Here is a 21,253-nt window from a genome sequence, read left to right on the forward strand (position 1 = left end):
CCGACGTCACCGTCGGGCTCGACCAGAATCGTCGGCCGGATTCGTCGGAACCGACGGACTCCCCTTCGTCAGCACGTTTTCCACCAGCGCGGCCAGCAACGCGGTGCGCCGCGGCAATTCCTCGACCAGGACATGTTCGTGATCCGCGTGGGCTCCGCCGCCGACCGCGCCGAGGCCGTCGAGCGTCGGCACGCCGAGACCCGCGGTGTAATTGCCGTCCGAAGCCCCGCCGACAGCCGCTTCGGTCAATTCCGGCAGCCCCAGTTCCGCGGCGAGTTCCTTTGCCAGCCCGTACAACGCCGCCGACGAAACCGCGTCCAGCGGAGGACGGTTGATCCCGCCGGTGACTCGCACCTGCGCGTCCGTCAGCACCGGTTGCAACGCGCGGACCTCTCGGTCGATGCGGAGCTGTTCTTCCTCGTCCCATACGCGCACGTCGACCTCGACCGCTGCTGCCGCGGGCACAGTATTCACCGTGGTACCAGCCGAAAGCACGGTCGGCACGACGCTGGTCCCACGCTCCGGACTGGCGAGCGCGGCGACGGCGAGCACTTGATGCGCGATCTCGATCCCGGCGTTGATCCCCTTCTCCGGTTCGAGCCCGGCGTGCGAGGCGCGTCCGGCCACCTCGATCCGGTAGTGGGAAACGCCTTTGCGCCGAGTCTTGATCGCGCCGCCGTCCGCCGAGGCTTCCAGCACGAACGCCGCCGCGCAGCCTTGTGCTTCTTCCTCGATCAGCCCACGCGACGACGGTGAGCCAAGCTCCTCGTCGCCAGTGACCAAAATGGACAGTCCACTCCGGTCCTCCAGCGAAGCCGCGACGTGCAGTGCCATTACGACGCCGGTCTTCATGTCGAAACAGCCTGGCCCGCGCAAAACGCCGTCCTGTACGGAAAACGGGTGCGTCTCCAGCGACCCCATCGGCCAGACCGTGTCGTGGTGGCCGAGCAGCAGCACCCGAGCCGGGCCGTCACCGAACCGCCAGCGCAGATGCGTCCGTCCATCCAGGACGATCCGCTCCGGCTCCGCGCCGAGCAACGCCTTGCCGACTCCGGTCAGCACGTCGGCGCTGTGCGCGACCGCGTCCAGGTCGGAGGACGGGGATTCGCAGCACACCAACGTCTCGATGTCGGCGAGTAAAGCGTCCACATTGAACTCGGTCATCGCGGTTCACCTCGCAGTGGCTGGCCGGGGAACGCGTCGGTGAGCAGCTGTCCGTCGCGCACCACCGGAGTGCCCGCGACGAACAGGTGCCGGACACCGAGCGCGGGCCGGGTAGCGTCGAAATAAGTTGCGGTGTCAGTGATCTTGGCCGGATCGAGGACGACGATGTCCGCGTCCGCGCCGACGTTCAACCGGCCCTTGGTCCGGGCACCGGGCGCGACCTCGTCGAGCACGCGCGCCGGAAGGTAAGAACAGCGCCGGAACGCCTCCAGCCAGGTCCAGACACCGGCCTCTCGCACCATCAACCGCAGCGACTTGGAGAACGTGCCCGCCGTGCGCGGATGCGTCGCACCTCCCGGCGGCAGCGGCCACTCGGTCGATTCGTTGGTGCCGTCTCGCCAGTACACCGGCATCGCGTCGCTCGCGACGATCGAGTCCGGGAAGGCGAGCGCCCGATGCAGCATCGCGCGGTCGATCGGATCGTCCTCGTCGAGGAACTCCAGGATGCACGGCGCACCCGGCGTCTCGGCGCGGACCTGCAGCAACCGTTTCTCGTCCGCGATCCGCTCGCCGGTCTCCAGCAGGATCACCCGGGACGGGTTGAGGCCCTTCATCTTCAGCCGCTCCGGCGAGATGAAAGCCGCGCCGACCGCGGTGCTGCCCGCGCCGTACGGATAGGCCTCGACCGTCACCCGCGACCCGGCGGAACGGCCCGACTCCAGTGCGGCGAGCACACGGTCGATGTGCCGGATGGAGGTGCTGTTGACGTGGCAGTGGTGCATCGCCGCGCCGGTCTCGGCCGCGACGATCGCGATCTCCTCGGACCCGTCGGCAGGCGTGTCCGGGTCGACCTCGACCAGCTCGCGGACGTGCGTATACGTCGGCGCTTCCGCCTGCTTGGCCAGCTTCGCCAAGGCCAGGAACTCGGCCGGATCGCTGGCCGGCGCGTACCCGAGCAGCACGCCGACGCCGAGCGCGCCCGCCGCCAGCTCGCCCTCCACCAGGGACAGCCACGCGGCCAGCTCGGTCTTCGACGAGGACCGCTGCCAGGCCGGATTGCCGAGCACGGAGAGCCCGGTGTTGATGTTCGCGTCCGGCTCGATGCCCGCGAGCACCTTCGCCCGCGCCGAACCCCACGAGGCCGAGAACCCGTAGTGCAGCGGACGCCCCGCCTTGGCGGCCTCGGCGTAGGCCCGTTCGACCGGCATCAGCCCGGCCTCCAGGTCGAGCGCCGTCGTGACGCCGTCCATCGCCTGCAGCCGCTGTCCCGCGATCGTGTGCACGTGACTGTGCAGATCGATGAACCCCGGCCCGACGATGTACCCGGCGACGTCGATCTCCACCTGGTCGTCCGCGCTCGGCAGTCCCGGTCCGACCGCGATCACCTCGCCGTCGGATACCAGCACGTCAGCTGTGCCGTCGAAGCCCGTAGCCGGGTCGATGACGCGACCGCCACGCAGCAGTGTCCGCATGCTTGCCTCCTCGCCTCGCTGCTGGCGACCCTAGGAGGTTTCCCGGGCAGTACGTTCGTGCGCGCGGACGAATCCGGGGCGGCAGATCTATCCGCGCGCACAAACCGGAATTCGCTGGGCGAGGGTGCGCGGCGGCCCTAAGCTCGCGCGCATGGCCTGCCGGATCACCGAACTCGTCCTCGACTGCGCCGACCCGCGACGGATGGGCGATTTCTGGTGCGAAGTCCTCGGCTACGTCGAACTCGGCTGGGACGGCGAAGACCTGGAAATCGGCCCGCCGGACGCCGGTTTCGGCGGTCCGCAGCCGACGTTGATCCTCAGCCGCAGCGATGACCCGAAACCGGCGAAACTGCCGCTGCACCTGGACGTCAACCCGACCGACCGAGACCAGGACGCGGAACTGGAACGCCTCCTCGCGGCCGGGGCGCGGCCCGCCGACGTCGGCCAGACCGGGGAGGAGTCGTGGCACGTGCTCGCGGACCCGGAGGGGAACGTGTTCTGCCTGCTCCGCCGCCGGGTCGACCCGGTCCTTTCGACGGTCCGTGAGGGGAACCCTGAGGGACTCTGATTCCCTCAGGGTTCCCTTCACGGACTTTGGCCAGCTACGCCAGCCACTCCCGGTAGCGGAACTGCCCGGCCCGGACCAGGTCAGCGGCGAACTCGAACACATACCCGGACGAGCCACGCCGCACCCGCCCCGCCGAGGGCGCCGGGAAGTGCGTCGGGAGCAGGACCGAGCCGGTCTCTTCCGCCAGCAGACGGCTCCGCACCTCCGCCGCCTCCCGCGGTTCAACGCAGTACCGCGTGCTCAGCTCCGGATGCCGGATCTGCACCCCGTGGTGCATCGTGTCCCCAGCCAGCAGAACAGTCCCGGCACTGCCGCGAACCCGCACGCACACATTCCCGGGCGTATGCCCAGCAGCGGGAACGAGTTCGGCGTGCTGGCCCACCACCGCGTCCGGAGCGACGAAGCTCAACCGCCCGGCCTGCTCGATCGGAAGGACGCTGTCGGCCAGGTAATCGCCAGTCCGGCGCATAGCCTCGCTGCCAGCCGCACTCGACCAGTAGCGGAATTCCTCCTCGACCACCAAGTGCGGGGCACGCGGGAAGACCGGTTCCAGCTGGGCAGTGGCGGCACCGACGTGATCGGCGTGCAGATGGGTGAACACCACCGCGTCGACCTCCGAAGGCCGCAGCCCGGTCGCGAGGAACTGCCGCATCCACCGGTCCGGCAACTGGTCGAACTCCGCGCGCCGACGGTCCTTCCCCGCCCCGACACACGCGTCGACCACCAGCACCTCGTCCGCCGAACAGACAAGGAACGACTGGATGACGAAGACCAGCTTCCCCGCCGCCCGGTCGAACCACGGCTCCTGGGCGTACCACTCGGTCGGGTCGGGCTCGAGTCCCGGGAAGAACTCCCCGGGCTCGATCAGCAGCCGGGGGTCCTCGATCAGCGGAACTACCGCGACGTCACCGAGATCGAACCAGTGCGTCATCGCGCTCCCTCCTCGCCTTCGGCCGCACCCGGCTCAGCCCCACCGCGCAGGCGATCGCGATCAGCACCGGAACGGCGGTCACCAGGACGATGGTCTGGGCCGACAGTGCCAGTGCGAGCAGCAAACCCGCGACGCCCGGTCCCACGATCGACCCGATCCGCCCGAGCGCCGCGGCCCAGCCGACCCCGGTGGTGCGAGTCCGCGCGGGATAGATCGAGACCGCGAGGGTCAGCTGGCCGATCTGCCCGGCGGTAACCCCGAAACCAGCCCCGGCCAGCAGCAGGAACAGCACAGTCTCGCCGACCGGCACCGTCGCGACGAGGACCATGCACACCGCTCCGATCGCGGGCATCAGGATCAGCGCCCTGGCGATCCCGATCCGCGCGGCCAGCGGGATCAGCACCAGGCCGCCCGCGATCCCGCCGAGGGTGAGGAACGCGAGCCCCAGCGGGGCCTTCCCGGCGGCGAAGCCGTATCCGGTGAGAAGGGTCGGGACCCAGGAGATCAGGACGTACGCGGTGATGAAGATGAGGAACGAGAACGCCCAGATGAGCGAGGTCGGCAGCCGCAGTCCCGGGCCGAACAGCCTGCTCACCTTGGCCTCCTGCTTCGCCGTGCTCGCGACCGACGGCTCGCGAGCGGGCAGCACCACCGCCATGACCGCGGCCAGCACCAGCGGAGCCAGCCCGGCGACGTAGAAGACCCCGGCGGACCCGACGCTGTGCAGCAGTTTGCCGCCGAAGAACCCGCCGAGACTGCTCCCGGAAGCGAGGCCGAGCGTCACCGCCACGGAGACCAGCTCCCGGCGGCCCTCCGCGCTGTGTTTCGTCGCGAGCGAGACCCCGGCCGGCAGCACCAGCCCGAGACCGAGCCCGGTCACCAAGCGGGTCGCGGCGAAGACCGGCATGGATTTCAGGTGCAGGATCGCGGCGGTCAGCACCGTCGCGCCCGCGAAGATGAGGACGCCAGTGAGCACCACCGACCGCGCCGTCATCCGGGCTCCGACGTAACCCGCGGCCAGATATCCCACGACGACCCCGATGTTGGTCAGCACCAACGGCAGGGTGAAGACGGCGGGGGCGGAACCCCATTCGTGCGACAGCGTCGGGATCGTGAACGACAGGGCGGCGGTGTCGAAACCGTCCAGGAGAACAGCGAGGAAGCAGAGAATGACGACGGGCCAATGAATGCTCTTGCTCATGGCGTGTTCTCCAGTGTCTGAGGGGAATTCCCGATCCGGACGTTCGCGCCACCCCAGCCCGGCGATCCCGAGCGCGCGAATTCGGTCCACCACAAGCGCATCTGGGGACCGAGACGTTCGACGTCGGCCCAGCTTGTTTCACCCAGCATCGGACTGCCGCGCCAGGATTCCCGGGTGCCCAACAGGAACGGCAGTTCGAGACAGTGGAGCGCGCCGTAGCCGCCCTGTTCCGGAGCCCAGCCGAAATCGTAGGAGTACGCGCCATACCGCTGTGCCAGCTCCCGTGCGGGACGGCCGAAAAGCGGCTCAGTCTGGGCAACGATCGCTTGCCGCGTCCCGTCGTCCTGGACGCCGATCGCGAACGCCTCGCACTCCTGCGCGGTGGACCCGATCATCAAGTCCGGCAACGGATCGGACAGCAGTACGTCGAGGTCGACGATCCCGAACGGCGGCCGGGTCGACGTCGGGTCCTTCGCGGCGTTCCACCGAAGCGTGCGCAATTGCGCGGCCAGCAACTGCTCCACCGAAGCAGTGACCGGGTCGCCGTCGACCGCATCGACGAAATACTGGCCGATCTCAAGCGCCTTCTCGCGTTTCTGGATGATCGCGGGATCCGGAGAACTCTGGACGATCGCCCGCCGGATCAGCGCGCGACTGTCCGGAATGGACAGCAAGGCGAGCGTCGAGAGCGCGCCTGCGGACTGTCCGAAGACGGTGACATTGGCCGGGTCGCCGCCGAACGCCGCGATGTTGTCGCGCACCCATTCCAGCGCGAGCTTCTGGTCCGACAAGCCGAGATTGCCCTCGCTGACGCCGTCGTGGACCAGGTAGCCGAACGCCCCCAGCCGGTAGTTGACCGACACCACGACCACGTCGCCATCCGCGGCAAGCCGTCCGCCGTCGTACCAGGGAAGCGTGCCGCCGCCACTGAGGAAACCGCCGCCGTGCAGCCACACGAGCACCGGACGAGTCCCGATCAGCGCCGGGGTCGCGACGGCAAGGTGAAGACAGTCCTCCGACTGGGGCGGTTCCTCGCGCTGCGGCCCCATCGCGGCCTCCAGGCGGGAGCCGAGCTGCGGGCAGATCGGACCCGGCCGCGTGACATCGACCGGCTCGACGTGAGTCTCGACCGGCCGTGGCGGCTGGAACCGTTCAGCGGTGCCGTACCGCACGCCGCGGAAACGCAGGACCTCGTCGCGCTCGCCGAGGACCGGACCGGACGGCGGATGGGCAGTGACAGGCTGGCGCTCGGGCATCTCGGCTCTCCTTTGAGCGTGCGTCCGACGCCAGCCTGGAGACCGCCGTCGACCCGCAGTCAGGCTAAGAAAGTCCGGAATGCCTGGCCAATGCTCTTTGCCGCCTGAGACATGCTCCCCTGGCTATACCTCACCCCTCCCGCGAGGTCCGTGAAGGGAACCCTCACAGACGCTGATTCCCTCAGGGTTCCCCTCACGACCGCGAAACGCGGGCCCCCGCCTCGGCGCGCACCGGTCGACGCGTCCGTGCGAGCTCGGGCCGCTTCGCGCCGCCGGAGAGGATGTCCGCGAGCTTCCCGATCAGCATCCCCAGCAGCGGAAGCCAGATCGGGCACAGCATCAGCACCAGCAGTGGCCCCATGATCTTGAAAATCTCCAGGAATCCGTGCATAACAGCGTCACGCCTTCTCGGTCTCGGCCAGCAGCGTCGCGAGCGTGCGCACCGCACGGTGCTGCAGCGCCCGGACGCTGTTGGGGTTCTTGTTCATCGTTTCGGCGACTTCGGCGACGGAAAGTCCGGCGAAGAACCGCAACAGCACGCACTCGCGTTGCGGTTCGCTGAGGTCGGCCAGGCACCGCCGGAGCGCGGCGGCTTCGATCCGGGCCAGCGCGAGCCGGTCGGCTCCGCCTCGGACGTCCGGCCCGTCGTGGTCTTTCCCGTCGAGGAGCTCACGCCGGTAACGGGCCGATTTGCGGTGGTCTCGCAGCAGGTTGTCGGCGATCGTGTACAGCCAGCCGGTGAACGAGCCGACGTCCGGGCGGAAGTCCGGCAGCTTCCGCCACGCGCGCAGGAACGCCTCGCTCGTCAGGTCTTCGGCGACCGTCGCCGTCGGCACCCGCATCCGCAGATAGCGGAAGACCGGCGGCGCGTGTTCCTGGTAGATGACGGCGAACGCGGCCTGGTCGCCAGACCGCGCCCGCCCCAGCAGCTCCGTCTCCACCGGGCCTCAATCCTGCAACCGCAGCGCGGCGACCGGGCACGCGCGCACCGCCGCGTCGACGAACTGCCGGTCCTCCTCGGGCGGGGTCTCGTCGAGGACCTGCACCACTCCGTCGTCCCCGGCCTCGAAGAACTGGTCGGCCATCGCCTCGCACATTCCGAGTCCCTCGCATTTGCCGTGGTCCGCGACGATCTTCATGCCGCCTCCCGAACCACCGGCACGAAGTCGACCTTGTCGCGCACGCCGCAATCGGGGCACGTCCAGTCGTCCGGAATCTCCGACCACGCCGTCCCAGCGGCGAAACCCTCCAGCTCGTTGCCGTCGGCGACGCGGTAGATGTAGCCGCAGCCGGGGCACCGCGCGGCGTCCACGTCGTCGGCCAGCTTCGATCGGGTGTCCGCGGCGGGTTTCTCTTCGGCGGCAGCGACGACCGGATACTTCGTCAGCAGCGACGGCAGTTTGCCCGGCTGTACGTTCGCCTGCCGGATATCGCCGTCGAAATGCCGGTAGACCCGCGGATCCATCACCTTGCGGAACCACGCCGGGACCAGCGCGACGACCATCATTCCCGTGTAGCCGGTCGGCAGGACGGGGCTTTCCTTGAAGTCACGCAAGGTCTGGAACCGGCGCGTCGGGTTCGCGTGATGATCGCTGTGCCGCTGCAAGTGGTACAGCAGCACATTCGTCGCGACATTGTTGGAATTCCAGGAATGCGCCGGGGTGACCCGTTCGTATCGGGTCTTCGCACCATTAGCGACCTGCTTGCGCAGCATCCCGTAGTGCTCCATGTAATTCACGATCTCCAGCAGCGAGAACCCGAACACCGCCTGCACCACCAGATACGGCAGGATCCCGGCACCCAGCCAGGCGATCAGCCCGCCCCACAGCACCACGCTCATCAGCCACGCGTTGAGCACGTCATTGCCCAGGCGGAACGGGTGACTTCCCTTGCGGGCAAGGCGTTTCCGCTCGACACCCCAGGCACTGCGCAGCGAACCCAAGACCGTCCGCGGCCAGAAGCGGTAGAAGCTCTCGCCCAACCGGCTCGACGCCGGGTCCTCCGGAGTGGCGACCCGGACGTGGTGCCCGCGGTTGTGCTCGATGTAGAAATGCCCGTAGAAACACTGTGCCAGTGCGATTTTCGCCGCCCAGCGTTCCGTGTCTTCCCGTTTGTGGCCGAGTTCGTGCGCGGTGTTGATCGCGATGCCGGCGACCGTGCCCAGCGTGATCGCGAGGCCCAGCTTGCCGCCGACGGACAGTTCGCCGCGCGCGAGCATCCACGCTCCCGCCACGAAACCGGCGTATTGCAACGGCAGGAACAGGTAGGTGATCCAGCGGTAATAGCGGTCCTCCTCCAGTGCCTCCATCACCTCGTCCGGCGGATTGGTGTGGTCGTAGCCCGCGACGAGGTCGATCAGCGGCACGAGGACGAGCACGACGAGCGGTCCGAGCCACAGCACGGCGTCGGATCCGGTCGCGGCGTGCAACCCGATCGCGCCGAACGGCAGCAGCGGCACCACGAGCCCGAGCAGCCACAGGTGCCGTTTCCGGTCGTGCCAGGCGGTTTCGCCGTTCGTTCCGGCGAGGCGGTACTTCTTCATGGCGGCCTCCACGCGGTCTGACGTTTTCCCGAGGGTAGGAATTCGCGGGCGGCGGGACACTGTGCGCGAAACCGAAACGCCCGGCTGCGTTGGGTCTCGGGCACGAACCGGGCGTACGGTGCTGCCTGTGACGTCGACGGCTGCCGCCACGCTGGCCAAGGTCGCGGACTCGGTGCTGGCCGAGCTCGCGCTGCTCTGCGCGCGGATCGTGGAGGAGATCGCCGCGGCGGTGCCGGTGCTCGCGCCGGACGCCCAGGCCTGGGAACTGCTGGAAAGCTCGGTCCGGGAGAACCTCGTCGCCGCGTTGGGTGTGCTGAGCGGCGCGACGCAGCCCGCGGACGTCGGCGCTCCGCCGGCCGCGCTGGAGTTCGCGCGGCGGCTGGCCCAGCGCCGGGTGCCGATCACCGCGATGCTGCGCGCGTACCGGCTCGGCCAAGCCGCCTTCCAGCAGGAGATGATCACCCTGATCGCGGCCGAACCGGTGCAAACCGCGGACGTCTCGGCCGCCGCCACCGAGCTGTCGCAGGTCGCTTTCACCTACATCGACAAGATCTCCGAAGAGGTCGTCGAGGCCTACCAGCTGGAGCGGGACACCTGGCTGCGCCACCGCAACGCGGCCCGGCTCGCGAAGGTGCAGGCAGCGCTGTCCGGCAAGCCCGTCGACACCGCCGACGTCGAGAAAACCCTCGGCTACGCGCTGTCGGACCGGCACGTCGGCGCGGTGCTGTGGTGCGGCCCTGAGCTCGACGAAAGCGCCCGGCTGACCACCCTCGAACGGCACGCGGCCCTGCTCGCGAACGCTCTCGGCACCACGCCGCTGGTCGTCGCCCCGGACGCCTCGACCGTCTGGGCCTGGTTCCCGGCGGCGAGCCTCGACCTCGACGCGGTGTCCGCCGCACTCGCCGGCTCACCCGATCCCGTCCGCGTCGCGTTGGGCGACCCAGCGAACGGACTGGCCGGGTTTCGCACCACCCACCAGCAGGCGCGGCAGGCCGAGGCCGTGGCGCAGATGACCGAACGGACCCGGCCGCGGCCGGTCACCGCAGCGGCACAACTCGGGCCGTTAGCGCTGGTCGCGGCCGATCCGTCGGCGGTCGCGGGCTGGGTCCAGTCGGTGCTCGGCGCGCTGGCCGACGACGACGAGGGGCACCACCGGATGCGCGAGACGGTGTGGGCGTATCTGTCGAGCGGGAGCAGCCTGATGGTCGCCGCGCAGGAGCTGCACCTGCACAAGAACACCATCCAGTACCGGCTCCGCAAGGCCGAGCAGGAACGCGGCCGTCCGCTGTCCGAGGGGCGGATCGACGTCGAGGTGGCGCTGCTGGCGTGCCGGCTGCTGGGTCCCGCCGTGCTCCGGCCGGTCGACTGAGGGTTTTTGTGCTCCGGGACCAGTCCGGTCCCGCCGTCCCGGTCCGCAGACCGATGCCCGCGCCCACCTCGGCGAGAAGACTTCGGGGAACGTCGCCGGGCAGTGTCCATCCTCCGCCCGGCGGCGTCCCCAGACCTCGAGGGCTAGGACAGAGCCATGCGCGAGGCAGAACTGGACGCCCACGCTCGCCTGCGAGGTCAACGATGAACACCACCCACGAAGAGACCGACGTCCTCGTCATCGGCTCCGGCTTCGGCGGTTCCGTGAGCGCACTACGGCTGTCCGAAAAGGGCTATCGCGTCACCGTGCTGGAAGCCGGTCCGCGCCGTACCGAAGAGACACTGCCCAAAACCTCGTGGGATGTCCGGAATTTCCTCTGGGCACCGCGTCTTGGCTGCTACGGCATCCAGCGCATCCACCTGCTCCGCGACGTCGTCATCCTCGGCGGTGCGGGCGTCGGCGGCGGTTCCCTCAACTACGCCAACACCCTCTACGAACCGCCCGCCCCGTTTTTCGCGGACCCGCAGTGGGCGCGCGTCACCGACTGGCAAGCTGAACTGAAACCGCACTACGACCAGGCTCGACGGATGCTCGGCGTCACGCAGAACCCCACTGTCACCAAGGCGGACGAGGTGCTCCGGGAAGTCGCCGACGACCTGGGCGTCGGCTCGTCTTTCCAGCTCACCCCGGTCGGCGTCTTCTTCGGCGACAAGGACACTCCCGCCGGAACTGTCGTGCCAGACCCGTTCTTCGGCGGTGCCGGGCCAGCCCGCCGAACCTGCACCGAATGCGGGTCCTGTATGACCGGTTGCCGAGTCGGAGCCAAGAACACGTTGGACCGCAACTATCTCTACCTGGCCGAAAAACGCGGTGCGAACGTCATTCCGATGACGACAGTGCTCGATGTACGCCCAGCGGACGGCGGCTACACCGTCACCGCGGTCCGCACCGGAAAGTCGCCCCGCCGCAGCAAAAACGTGCGCACCTTCTTCGCCCGCGACGTCATCTTCAGCGCTGGCACCTACAACACGCAGAAACTACTTCACCGAGCCCGCGAAACCGGCTCGCTGCCCCGAATTTCCGCCAGCCTCGGCCGACTGACCCGAACGAACTCGGAATCCATCCTCGGCGCGAAATCGAAACGCAAGGACGTCGACTTCACCCACGGCGTCGCGATCACCTCGTCCATCCACCCCGACGCGCACACGCACATCGAACCGTGCCGCTACGGCAAGGGCAGCAATGCGATGTCGCTGCTGCAAACCGCGCTCACCGACGGCGGGAAGTCCGTCCCGCGCTGGCTTACCTGGCTCGGCGCGTTCGCCCGGAACCCGCGCAACTTCACCTGGTTCTCGCCGCGCCGCTGGTCCGAACGCACCATCATCCTGCTGGTGATGCAAACACTCGACAATTCCATCACCGTCCATGGCAAACGCACCCGTACCGGACGGCACAAGCTGACGTCCGCGCCCGGCCACGGCGAACCGAACCCGACGTGGATCCCCGCCGGAAACGACGCCGCCCGCCGCGTCGCGGAGAAAATCGACGGCATCGCGGGCGGCACCACCGGCGAAATCCTGAACATCCCGATGACCGCCCATTTCATCGGCGGCTGCGCGATTTCCGACGATCCGGCGAACGGCGTCCTCGACCCGTACCAGCGCGTCCACGGCCACCACGGGCTGCACGTCGTCGACGGTTCGGCGATCTCCGCGAACCTGGGCGTCAACCCGTCCCTGACGATCACCGCCCAGGCCGAACGCGCGATGTCGCTCTGGCCCAACCGCGGCGAGGAAGACCGACGACCCGCGCTCGGCGCGCCGTACCAACGCATCGACCCAGTGGCCCCGAAGCATCCCGCGGTCCCGGCCGATGCTCCCGGCGCACTCGCCAGCTTCCGCCGCGAGACTTACCCCGGCATCCCCTGAACGCACCGCGGGCACCGGCGCTGGCCCCTTCCGGGAATTCAGTACGCACCCAGAAGCATTTCCCACGGAAACCGTACGACCAGGCCGGATGCACTGTTTCGCATATTTTTCATCAAAACCAAAACGGACTTCGCCGTCGGCCCAACTGATTCGACTGAACGCCTGAGTGTCAGCACCTGGCGACCCTGCTAGCGTCTTCTGGGCGGAGAACTTCGCGCATCGGAACAGTTCATCAGCGATCGCTATCGAACCCATAAGAAATGCCATCAGAAAGATGCGAACAAGGAGGACTGGTTTCTGTGAAGACCCTTCCCGAGCGCTATCAGGCCCCTGAGGCCTCCTCGGTCGGCTGCTTCGCGACCGACACCCGCCGGCTGCGCCGCGGCGCACGCGACCACCGCCGCCACGGGCGCCGTCGTCGCTGAGCGGGCGATCCCTTCGCGGGCAGCACCCGTTGCCCGTTGAGCTGACGTGGCTGGAGGTCGAGCCAACCGGTCTTCAGCCACGTTCGTCATCTCGTCGCTCGATCGACCTCAGAAAGAGCTGAGCGGAGGACTGATTCCCGTGAAAACCGCAACCCTTCCCGAACGCTACCAAGCCCCAGCCGCCTCCCCCGTCGGCCGCTTCACCACCGACACCCGCCGTTTCGGCCGGGGCGCGCTCGACAGCCGCTTCCTCGGGCGTCTGCTCTACCGAGCACGCGGATAACACCTGTTCTGACCCGACGTGGCCGGAGGCCGAGCAACCGGTCTTCAGCCACGTTCGTCGTCCCGTCGTTCGAATCGATCCCGGTCGGGGTGCCGATGAACGCAGAGCCGAGCAGCCTCGTCGTCCTCCCCGACTCGCCGGGCGGCGCCGCGCTGCTGCCGCGAGTCCCTTACCAGCGGCCAGGTGTCCTGTTCCATTCCTCCGGGCGGCCCTGGCTGGCCGGCCGCTGGGCGCCGGGAGAAATCCGGGTAGCCGTCGCGGGCCGGGCGCGCGTCGCCGTGTTCGGGTTCTGCCCGATGCCGGTCGAGCGGCTGACCGCTCACACCGCCCGCCTGCGGACCGCCGCCGACGCGGACGCGCTCGCCCGCGTTCTGCCCGGCAGCGCGCATCTCATCGCCTCGGTGAACGGGCAAGTCCGGTTGCAGGGCACGCTGACGAACCTGCGCCGCGCCTTCCACACCCGGATCGACGCCGTCCCGGTCGCGAGCACCCGCGCCGACCTGCTGGCCGAGATGACCGGAGCGGACCTGGACGAGGATCTCCTCGCCGCGCACCTGACGGCGATGCAACTGCTTCCCCCGATGATCGAGAAATGCTGGTGGCGCACAGTGCGTTCGGTGCCACCGGATTCGTCGGTCGTGCTGGCCGACGACGGAACGGCCCGCACAGTGCGCTGGTGGCACCCGCCGGAACCGGTCCTCCCGTTGCGCGAGGGCGCTCCCGCCGTGCGCACCGCGTTGCGCGAATCGGTCGCCGACCGGCGCCCCGCGAAGGGCCGGTTGTCGCTGGATCTGTCCGGCGGAATGGACTCGACCACGCTGTGTTTCCTCGCCGCCGAGCACACTTCCGACCTGTTCACCTTCCGGTGGACCGGAGGCAGCGTCGCCAACGACGATCCGATCTACGCCGCCGAGGCGGCCCGGCTGCTCCCCGGGGTCGAGCACCTGGAACAGGCCGACTCCAGCGCGCCCGCGTTGTTCGCCCCGCCCTATTCGACGTTCGATCTCGAAGCCCCGTGGACGATGACCCGAGGGCTGAACGGTTCCGCCCACGGCGTGCGCATGCTCGCCGAACACGGTTCCGGCCTGCACCTGGCCGGGCACGGCGGGGACGAGGTCTTCACCACCTCGCCCAGCTATCTGCACACCTTGATCCGCCGCCGCCCGGTCACCGCGCTGCGGCATCTGCGGGTTTACCGGTGCCTCGGCCGGTGGTCGTGGTCGCGCACCCTCGCCGCCCTGGTGAACCGGCAGAGCTGGGGCGACTGGTGGCGAGAGTCGGCCGACCATCTCACCGACCCGCTGCCCCGGCCGGGGGCACCGGAACTGGGCTGGGCCGATCTGGTCCGGGCCGCGCCGTGGGCCACCGGCGACGCGCGCGCGACGACCCGCCGGGTCCTCTATGAAATCGCCGACGAGGCCACCCCTCTCGCGGCCGACCGCGGTCAGCACGAGGCGCTGACCAGCCTGCGCGCCGCCGGACCGCTGTGCCAGCAGATCCAGCGCGAGTACGCCGCCGACGGCGTACCGCTTGACTTCCCGTATCTGGACGACCGGGTCGTCGAAGCCGCGCTCGCGGTCCGGACGTCCGACCGCTTCACGCCCTGGCGATACAAACCGCTGCTCGCCGCCGCGATGCGCGGGCTCGTCCCGGACGTCATCCTCGACCGCACCACCAAGGGCAACTACCAGGATGACGACGACGCCGAGGCGCACCGGCACGTGCCCGACCTGCTCGGCTACTTCGCCGACTCGGCCTTGGCGGCTCGCGGCCTGCTCGACCTCGACGCGTTCCGCGCGCATCTGCTCGAACCCCGGATGGACGACGAGTGGGAAGCACACCTGGAAACCGCGCTCGGCTGCGAAATGTGGCTGCGGGCGATCGCCGAGGGCCGACCAGCGACCGACCGGAGGACCCATGCACCTGCACCCTGACACCGCCGTCACCGACACCGCGGACGGCTCGGTCCTGCTCAACAAACGCACCGGAAGCTACTGGCAGGTCAACCGAACCGGCGCGCACACGCTCGATCGCCTGCTGGCAGGCGAATCCGCCGACCGGATCGCCGCCGACCTCGCCGCCAGATACGACATCGAGGCCAGCCGGGTGACGGCCGACATCAGCGCGATGACCGAAAGCCTGCTCGCCGCCGGGCTGGTCGAACCGTCGTGAGCCAGCCGTCCGTGGTACCCCACCGAATTCGCCTTCCGTTGCATCGGAAACCGTTGCCGCTGCTCGTGGTCGGCTTCGCGACCCTGCTGACCTCGTTGCCGCCCAAGCATCTCTGCGCGATCTTGACCTTCGCCCGGCGAGGCGCTCGGCCCGCGACTTTCGAACAAGCCCGCACCGCGCGTCGATCAGTAGTCGCGGTCAGCCTGCGCTGTGCGGGCGACGGCTGCCTGCTCCGCTCCGTCGCCACCGCGCTGCTCTGCCGGGCGCACGGCACATGGCCGACCTGGCGCACCGGCGTCCGCACGCAGCCTTTCAGCGCACACGCGTGGGTCGAAGCCGACGGCCAGGTCGTCGACGAAATCCATCCCGCGGGTTATTTCGCTCCGCTGCTGACCGTCGCCCCCATCACCGCCGAGGACCGCACGCATGACCGCCATCGCCACTGAGTCCAGTCCGTCGGCGACCGAGGAGCCCGCCCGGTCCCGGGTCGGTCTGCGCCACCTGATCGCCGCCACCCGCGGGCACCGGCGAAACATCGCCGTCGCCCTGTTGTTCACCCTCATCGGCGCCGGACTCGGTCTGCTGCAACCGATGCTGGCCCTGCACACCATCGACGCCGTCGGGTCAGGCGGCGCGATCGGCTGGCTGCTGGTCGTCCTGGTCGCCGTGTTCGTCGCCGAGGCCGTCGCGGACACCATCGGCCGCTACTGGCTGGAACGCGCCGGCGAAGGCGTGGTGCTGGGACTGCGAGTCCGCCTGGTCAGCCACCTTTTGCGGCTGCCGATGCGGCTGTACGACCAGCACCGGATCGGCGACCTGCTGTCCCGGACCACCGCCGACACGACCCTGCTGCGCGACACCCTCGCCTACGATCTGGTCGAAATGCTGACCGGCAGTTTCGTGGTCGTCGGCGGCACCGTCGCCATGCTCTGGCTGAGCCCGCTGCTGTTCGGCATCGTGGCAGTGATCGTCGGCGGCGTCGGCGGCGTCACGCTCTTTGTGTTGGCGCGCATCAGAAACGCCACCGAGAACGCGCAGGACAACCTGGGCCGGATGGCAGCGGAATTGGAACGAGCGCTCAGCGCCATCCGCACGATCCGCGCCACCCGCGCGGAAGACCGGGAAACCGACCGCATCGGCCACTACGCCCGCACGACCTATCAGGACAACGTCCGAGCCGCGCGGCTCAACTCCATCGCCGGACCGGCCGTGACCCTCTCCGCCCACGGTGCCCTCATCGCCGTGTTGGTGACCGGCGGAATCCAGGTAGCCAACGGAAGTCTCACTCTCGCCGAACTCGTCGCTTTCCTGCTTTACGTCAGCTACATCGCCGTCCCGAGCGCAGGACTGTTCGAAGTGGCCGCCACTATCCAAAAAGGACTCGCCGCGTTCCAGCGGGTCCACGACATGACCCAGCTCCCCACCGAAACCGACCGCACCACTACCGCGCTCACCTCCGCGGCTTCCGCCCCAGTCCTGGAACTGCGAGACGTCTGGTTCAGCTACCACCCCGATCGCCCAGTGCTGCGCGGTGTCTCCTTCACTGTCCCGCGCCAGGGCCACGTCGCGCTCGTCGGCCCTTCCGGTGCCGGGAAATCCACCATTCTCGCGCTGGTCGAGCGTTTCTACGAACCGGATCGGGGAACCATTCTGTTCAACGGGCACCAGCCGTCCATCGCCGATTGCCGCCAGCGAATCGGCCTGGTAGAACAAACCACCCCCATCCTGCACGGCACCCTGCGCGACAACCTCACCTACGCCGCCCCCGACGCGACCGACGAGCAAATCCGCGACGTACTGGCGAAAACCAACCTCACCGAATTCGTCGACCGCCTTCCGGCCGGACTGGAAACCCCCGCCGGCGAGCACGGCGGCATGCTTTCGGGCGGCCAGCGCCAACGGCTGGCCATCGCCCGAGCCCTGCTGGCCCGACCGGAACTGCTTCTCCTCGACGAGCCGACCTCCCAGCTCGACGCGGCCAACGAAGCCGCTTTCGCTCGGACGCTGGACCAGGTCGCCGGGGAATGCGCACTGCTGGTCATCGCCCACCGGCCGGCGACGGTGCGCCGGGCGCGGACCGTGATCGCGTTGGAGCACGGCCGGATCAGCACTGACGTGGGTCTCGTCCCATAACCTCGCGACGCGGAACATTCCGGGTTTTCGCCCTGACACGGTCACCGGGACACGAACGTTCCGATTACCCTGATCGGCTGCTTGTCGCCGCGTTCGGCCACCGGCAAACTTGACCAAGGGTGGTACGGACCGTTACCGGTGCGTCGCCCAGATTCCTGCATTTCTTCGGGGGAAATCCGGACGTTGTCCGGTCACGCAGCACGGGGGCTGCGGTTTCTGTCGCACGGTGGCCCGGCCCTGGTTCCGTCCTGCCCGCGACAGGCCGCGCTCTCGGCGTGCGTGCGGGACGGAGGGGAAGAAACGGGATGAGTTCTCTTCACAGACACAGATTCCGCGCCGCGGTCTCGGTGCTGACCGCGGCCCTGCTCGGCGCCGGCGCCGCGGTCACGCCCGCCGCCGCGGATCCGGCCCCGGCGCAGTCCGAACGGGCCCAGGTCGTCCAGCTGCTCTCCTCGGGCGGACCGGCGGTGGCCGCCGCCGCGGAAACCGCGCTGACCGGCAGCGACGCGGACGTGCACGCGTTCCTGACCTCGGCGCTCACGCAGTGCCAGATCACCGACGACCGGATCAGCGCGCAGCGGATGCTGTCCGCGGGCGGCCCCGCGACCCGGTTCGCGGCGAACCAGGCACTGTCAGGCACGCCGGACGCGGTGAAGTCGTTCCTGGACAACGGCTGGACCCAGCCGTGGAAGGACGATCAGCGCATCAAGGCCTCCCAGCTGCTGCAGGCGGCGACCGGGCCGACCGTCAAGGCGGCCGCCAACGCGGCGTTGAGCGGGACCATCGAGGATCTCGAAAAGTTCCTCGGCCCCGGCGTTCGCCAGGCACAGAACGACGACGACCGGATCGCCGCGCAGCGACTGCTGAACGACGGCGGCCCGGAGGTGCGCAAGGCCGCGAACCAGGCCCTGAACGGCACGCCGGACGACGTCCGATACTTCCTCGAAACCGGCTGGCAGGTCGCGGCGCAACGGGATCAGGAAACGCTGAGCATTTCGCAGCTGGCCGATCTCGCGCACGCCGCCGCCCAGCGCGCGGCCACGCAGACCCAGAACGCCAAGGACGCCGCGGATCGCGCCGCGGCGGCCGCGAAGGTCGCGAAGGACGCGGCACAGCGCGCGGCGCAGGAAGCACAGGCCGCCCAAAATTCCGCTGGTGACGCCGCCAATGCCGCGGACCGGGCAGCGGACGCGGCCAACCGTGCCGCCGACACCGCCCGGACCGCGATCGAAGCCGCGGAGGCAGCCACGTCGGCCGCGCGGACCGCGTCGGCCGCGGCCCAGCAGGCAGCGTGGGCGGCTTCGATGGCAGGCCAAGCCGCGGCCAAGGCCCGCAACGCTGCCGCAGCAGCGCATCTGGACGCCGCCAACACCGCGGCCATCCGGGACGCAGCCCGCGCCGCAGCCGCGAATGCCCGTGACGCCGCGAACGGCGCCCGTTCAGCGGTAGCCGCGATCGGCGACGCACTCAACGCGCTCGGCCTGGCGATCCAGGCCGCCATCGGTGCCGCCGCCACCGCGAACGACGCCGCCGCGGCATCCGCGGCCGCCGCCGAAGCCGGCGGTTGGGCGCAAAAGGCCGGAGCCAGCGCCGCAACCGCGCAGCGTGCGGCGAACAAGGCCCGCGCGTACGCCGGGGAAGCGACCCGCGCCGCGGCCGCCGCCCAGTCCATCGCCAACGAAGCCCAAGCCAACGCGAACCAGGCCCGAGACGCCGCCAACGCAGCAGCCGCCCACGCCGACGCCGCGGCCCAAGCCGCCCAGGAAGCGGCGGACGCTGCCTACAACGCCGAACGCGCCGCCGCACAGGCACAGGAGGCCGCGGACGCCGCCAAGACCGAAGCCGCCGCCGCGCAGACCGCGTCCGACCAGGCGAAGGCCACCGCCACAACCGCGCGCAAGGCAGACGCGGAACGGCTCACCGCCCAGCAGAACCAGGGCGTACGCGACGCCGAGGCGGCGAAGCAGGCCGAACAGGACAAGCAGGCGAGCGTCGACTGGAAGGCCGGGGAAGCAGCGAAACTCGACGCCGAAGCGCAGCGACTGCTCACCGAAGCCCAGGCCCCGACCACCCCCGCCGAAACAGTCGTGGCCGACGGCCGCAAGGTCGCCGCCCGCCTGTGGCACACCGGCGGCCCCTGGGTGAAATCCGCGGCACGGGACACCCTCGCCGGGGTGCCCGCCGACGTCATCTCGTTCGTCCACAGTGGACTCGCGACCGCCACCGAACAGGATGACCGCGCCAGCGTCGCCTCGATCGCCGACACCAGCACGATCGTGGCCCAGCGCACCGCCGCCACCGCCGCGATCGCCGGAACCTACGACCAGGTCAAGGAATTCCTGCGCACCCGCTACTACCCCGGCAAGAACGACGACGACCGGGTCGCGGTCCAGCGGATCCTGAACAACGGCGGCCCGGCCACGAAGGTCGCCGCGAACAAGGCGCTGTCCGGCACCGTCGAGGACGTCCGGGAATTCCTCGCCACCGGCCAGTACCGCGCAGCCGAGGACGACGACCGAGTCGCCGCACAACAGGTCCTCAACAACGGCGGCCCCGAAGTCCGCGCCGCGGCCAACGCCGCACTGTCTGGCCCGTGGTCGTTGGTGAAGCAGTTCCTGCACGTCGACCAGTACCAGGCCGCGCTGCGAGACGCCGACACCGCGATGCACAACGCGCAGATCGACGGTTACCTAGCCGACGCGGCCAAATCAGCAGCCGACGCCCGCAACAACGCCGCGAAAGCCGCCCTGTACGCCGCCAACGCCCGCAACGACGCCGCCGCGGCAGCCGAAGCCGCCGCCGCAGCGCAAAAATCAGCCGACGACGCAGCCAAATCCGCGTCCGACGCCAAGAAATCCGCCGACGACGCGCAAAATTCCGCCGACCAGGCCGCGCACTCCGCCCAGCAGGCGCGAGACGCAGCCAAGACCGCACAGAACGCAGCCAACGACGCGGCCCGCTCGGCAGCCGCCGCCCGCGATTCAGCGTCCCGCGCCGCCGGTTACGCCGCAGCCGCCCGGGCTTCGGCGGAACAGGCCCGCGCAGACGCGATCGCCGCGCACAAGTCCGCCGAGGAAGCGGCACAAGCGGCGGTGGAGGCTTGGAAATCGGCGATCATCGCCCTGCAGAACGAGGAAAACGCCCGCCGCAACGCGGGTCCGGTCACCGGCGCGGATGGCGGGTTCGACTGCCCGCCCAACTGCGTTCCGCAAGGGCAGCGCATCCCGGACAACTCGGCCTGGGACCAGGCAGTGGCCTTGATGACCAGCGAAATGTCCAACAACCCGAACAGCGACATCGCGAAGTCGATCCGGTCCCTGCTCTCCCCGTGCCAGGGTCTCGGCTGCATCGGGTACGACCCGAACCAGATCAACGCCGGCATCGTGATGTTCGGCTTGCAGGTGAAAACCGGTGGTCCGTGGGACCACAAGGGACGGTTGAAGGCCATCCTGGACTCGACCACCGGGGGCTTCTACTTCCCGGTCCCGGGCACGAACGAGGACCTGAACTACGATTTCTGGTCGAACCTGCATTACGGCTACGTGGGCGCGACCTGCGGCTTCTCCGAAGGCGACCTGGTCGGCGGGGCCAAAGCGTTCCACTACCTGTCGCCGGGCAACCATTGGGGCCCCAGCAAGGAAGCCGCGATCCGTGCGGGAGCCCGGCTCTTCCAGTCCCATCCGAACTCCGCCGACCTGCGGGATCCGAACGTCATCCTCCAGGTGATCCGGGACAATCGGAACGTGTTCCGGCAGGGCACCGACGACGAACCCGCGTATCTCCGACCGCACCGCTGATTCTTTTGGAAG

18 protein-coding genes are annotated in these 21,253 nt (G+C 69.4%); 9 read left to right on the forward strand and 9 right to left on the reverse strand.

What is annotated here, in order from left to right:
* Positions 1–6: 6 nt before the first annotated feature.
* Both ACZ7SW_RS37455 and ACZ7SW_RS37460 read right to left on the reverse strand, forming a co-directional pair.
* Positions 7–1,164 (reverse strand): M20 family metallopeptidase, encoded by a 1,158-nt coding sequence (locus tag ACZ7SW_RS37455; RefSeq protein WP_470235100.1) that lies wholly within the window; start codon positions 1,162–1,164, stop codon positions 7–9.
* Complete coding sequence (locus ACZ7SW_RS37460) at positions 1,161–2,636, reverse strand: amidohydrolase family protein (RefSeq protein ID WP_470235101.1); 1,476 nt, start codon at positions 2,634–2,636, stop codon at positions 1,161–1,163. Before ACZ7SW_RS37460 ends, ACZ7SW_RS37455 begins: the two co-directional genes overlap by 4 nt.
* 151 nt (positions 2,637–2,787) lie before the next feature.
* Here ACZ7SW_RS37460 and ACZ7SW_RS37465 point away from each other — a divergent pair, with 151 nt between their 5' ends.
* On the forward strand, positions 2,788–3,204 hold the full coding sequence (locus ACZ7SW_RS37465; protein ID WP_470235102.1) for a VOC family protein: 417 nt from the start codon (positions 2,788–2,790) through the stop codon (positions 3,202–3,204).
* A gap of 34 nt (positions 3,205–3,238) precedes the next feature.
* Here ACZ7SW_RS37465 and ACZ7SW_RS37470 read toward each other — a convergent pair whose 3' ends face one another.
* From ACZ7SW_RS37470 to ACZ7SW_RS37500, 7 genes are all read right to left on the reverse strand, one after another.
* On the reverse strand, positions 3,239–4,135 hold the full coding sequence (locus ACZ7SW_RS37470; RefSeq protein ID WP_470235103.1) for an MBL fold metallo-hydrolase: 897 nt from the start codon (positions 4,133–4,135) through the stop codon (positions 3,239–3,241).
* A complete protein-coding gene (locus ACZ7SW_RS37475) occupies positions 4,110–5,336 on the reverse strand; it encodes an MFS transporter (protein ID WP_470235104.1) in 1,227 nt (408 codons plus the stop codon). Before ACZ7SW_RS37475 ends, ACZ7SW_RS37470 begins: the two co-directional genes overlap by 26 nt.
* Positions 5,333–6,592 (reverse strand): carboxylesterase family protein, encoded by a 1,260-nt coding sequence (locus ACZ7SW_RS37480; RefSeq protein ID WP_470235105.1) that lies wholly within the window; start codon positions 6,590–6,592, stop codon positions 5,333–5,335. The genes ACZ7SW_RS37475 and ACZ7SW_RS37480 overlap by 4 nt, the downstream gene beginning before the upstream one ends.
* A 193-nt stretch (positions 6,593–6,785) precedes the next feature.
* The gene (locus tag ACZ7SW_RS37485; RefSeq protein ID WP_470235106.1) at positions 6,786–6,953 is read right to left on the reverse strand and encodes a hypothetical protein; all 168 of its coding nucleotides are present in this window, start codon (positions 6,951–6,953) and stop codon (positions 6,786–6,788) included.
* A 37-nt stretch (positions 6,954–6,990) separates the two neighbouring features.
* On the reverse strand, positions 6,991–7,533 hold the full coding sequence (locus ACZ7SW_RS37490) for an RNA polymerase sigma factor (RefSeq protein WP_470235107.1): 543 nt from the start codon (positions 7,531–7,533) through the stop codon (positions 6,991–6,993).
* A 6-nt stretch (positions 7,534–7,539) separates the two neighbouring features.
* A complete protein-coding gene (locus tag ACZ7SW_RS37495) occupies positions 7,540–7,731 on the reverse strand; it encodes a ferredoxin (RefSeq protein ID WP_470235108.1) in 192 nt (63 codons plus the stop codon).
* Positions 7,728–9,134: a fatty acid desaturase gene (locus ACZ7SW_RS37500; RefSeq protein WP_470235109.1), complete on the reverse strand. Its 1,407-nt coding sequence runs from the start codon at positions 9,132–9,134 to the stop codon at positions 7,728–7,730. The genes ACZ7SW_RS37495 and ACZ7SW_RS37500 overlap by 4 nt, the downstream gene beginning before the upstream one ends.
* Before the next feature lie 127 nt (positions 9,135–9,261).
* Between ACZ7SW_RS37500 and ACZ7SW_RS37505 the strand changes: the two genes are divergently transcribed.
* From ACZ7SW_RS37505 to ACZ7SW_RS37540, 8 genes are all read left to right on the forward strand, one after another.
* Positions 9,262–10,503 (forward strand): PucR family transcriptional regulator, encoded by a 1,242-nt coding sequence (locus tag ACZ7SW_RS37505; RefSeq protein ID WP_470235110.1) that lies wholly within the window; start codon positions 9,262–9,264, stop codon positions 10,501–10,503.
* A gap of 203 nt (positions 10,504–10,706) precedes the next feature.
* Positions 10,707–12,431, forward strand: coding sequence for a GMC oxidoreductase (locus tag ACZ7SW_RS37510; protein ID WP_470235111.1), 1,725 nt, complete (start codon positions 10,707–10,709; stop codon positions 12,429–12,431).
* A gap of 564 nt (positions 12,432–12,995) precedes the next feature.
* Complete coding sequence (locus ACZ7SW_RS37515; RefSeq protein ID WP_470235112.1) at positions 12,996–13,139, forward strand: hypothetical protein; 144 nt, start codon at positions 12,996–12,998, stop codon at positions 13,137–13,139.
* A 95-nt stretch (positions 13,140–13,234) separates the two neighbouring features.
* On the forward strand, positions 13,235–15,073 hold the full coding sequence (locus ACZ7SW_RS37520) for an asparagine synthase-related protein (RefSeq protein ID WP_470235113.1): 1,839 nt from the start codon (positions 13,235–13,237) through the stop codon (positions 15,071–15,073).
* Entirely contained in the window at positions 15,057–15,311 is a 255-nt protein-coding gene (locus ACZ7SW_RS37525) for a lasso peptide biosynthesis PqqD family chaperone (RefSeq protein WP_470235114.1), read from the forward strand. Before ACZ7SW_RS37520 ends, ACZ7SW_RS37525 begins: the two co-directional genes overlap by 17 nt.
* 38 nt (positions 15,312–15,349) lie before the next feature.
* Entirely contained in the window at positions 15,350–15,757 is a 408-nt protein-coding gene (locus ACZ7SW_RS37530; RefSeq protein WP_470235115.1) for a lasso peptide biosynthesis B2 protein, read from the forward strand.
* A complete protein-coding gene (locus ACZ7SW_RS37535; RefSeq protein WP_470235116.1) occupies positions 15,738–17,444 on the forward strand; it encodes an ABC transporter ATP-binding protein in 1,707 nt (568 codons plus the stop codon). Before ACZ7SW_RS37530 ends, ACZ7SW_RS37535 begins: the two co-directional genes overlap by 20 nt.
* A 305-nt stretch (positions 17,445–17,749) precedes the next feature.
* Positions 17,750–21,241: a polymorphic toxin type 44 domain-containing protein gene (locus tag ACZ7SW_RS37540; RefSeq protein WP_470235117.1), complete on the forward strand. Its 3,492-nt coding sequence runs from the start codon at positions 17,750–17,752 to the stop codon at positions 21,239–21,241.
* Positions 21,242–21,253 lie beyond the last annotated feature (12 nt).

Source organism: Amycolatopsis sp. NPDC114484 (assembly GCF_055633755.1).

Coding starts and splice junctions, on each gene's coding strand:
- ACZ7SW_RS37455 (WP_470235100.1), bottom strand. CDS start 1,164: ATGACCGAGTTCAATGTGGACGCTTTACTCGCCGACATCGAGACGTTG.
- ACZ7SW_RS37460 (WP_470235101.1), bottom strand. CDS start 2,636: ATGCGGACACTGCTGCGTGGCGGTCGCGTCATCGACCCGGCTACGGGC.
- ACZ7SW_RS37465 (WP_470235102.1), top strand. CDS start 2,788: ATGGCCTGCCGGATCACCGAACTCGTCCTCGACTGCGCCGACCCGCGA.
- ACZ7SW_RS37470 (WP_470235103.1), bottom strand. CDS start 4,135: ATGACGCACTGGTTCGATCTCGGTGACGTCGCGGTAGTTCCGCTGATC.
- ACZ7SW_RS37475 (WP_470235104.1), bottom strand. CDS start 5,336: ATGAGCAAGAGCATTCATTGGCCCGTCGTCATTCTCTGCTTCCTCGCT.
- ACZ7SW_RS37480 (WP_470235105.1), bottom strand. CDS start 6,592: ATGCCCGAGCGCCAGCCTGTCACTGCCCATCCGCCGTCCGGTCCGGTC.
- ACZ7SW_RS37485 (WP_470235106.1), bottom strand. CDS start 6,953: ATGGGGCCACTGCTGGTGCTGATGCTGTGCCCGATCTGGCTTCCGCTG.
- ACZ7SW_RS37495 (WP_470235108.1), bottom strand. CDS start 7,731: ATGAAGATCGTCGCGGACCACGGCAAATGCGAGGGACTCGGAATGTGC.
- ACZ7SW_RS37500 (WP_470235109.1), bottom strand. CDS start 9,134: ATGAAGAAGTACCGCCTCGCCGGAACGAACGGCGAAACCGCCTGGCAC.
- ACZ7SW_RS37510 (WP_470235111.1), top strand. CDS start 10,707: ATGAACACCACCCACGAAGAGACCGACGTCCTCGTCATCGGCTCCGGC.
- ACZ7SW_RS37520 (WP_470235113.1), top strand. CDS start 13,235: ATGAACGCAGAGCCGAGCAGCCTCGTCGTCCTCCCCGACTCGCCGGGC.
- ACZ7SW_RS37525 (WP_470235114.1), top strand. CDS start 15,057: ATGCACCTGCACCCTGACACCGCCGTCACCGACACCGCGGACGGCTCG.
- ACZ7SW_RS37535 (WP_470235116.1), top strand. CDS start 15,738: ATGACCGCCATCGCCACTGAGTCCAGTCCGTCGGCGACCGAGGAGCCC.
- ACZ7SW_RS37540 (WP_470235117.1), top strand. CDS start 17,750: ATGAGTTCTCTTCACAGACACAGATTCCGCGCCGCGGTCTCGGTGCTG.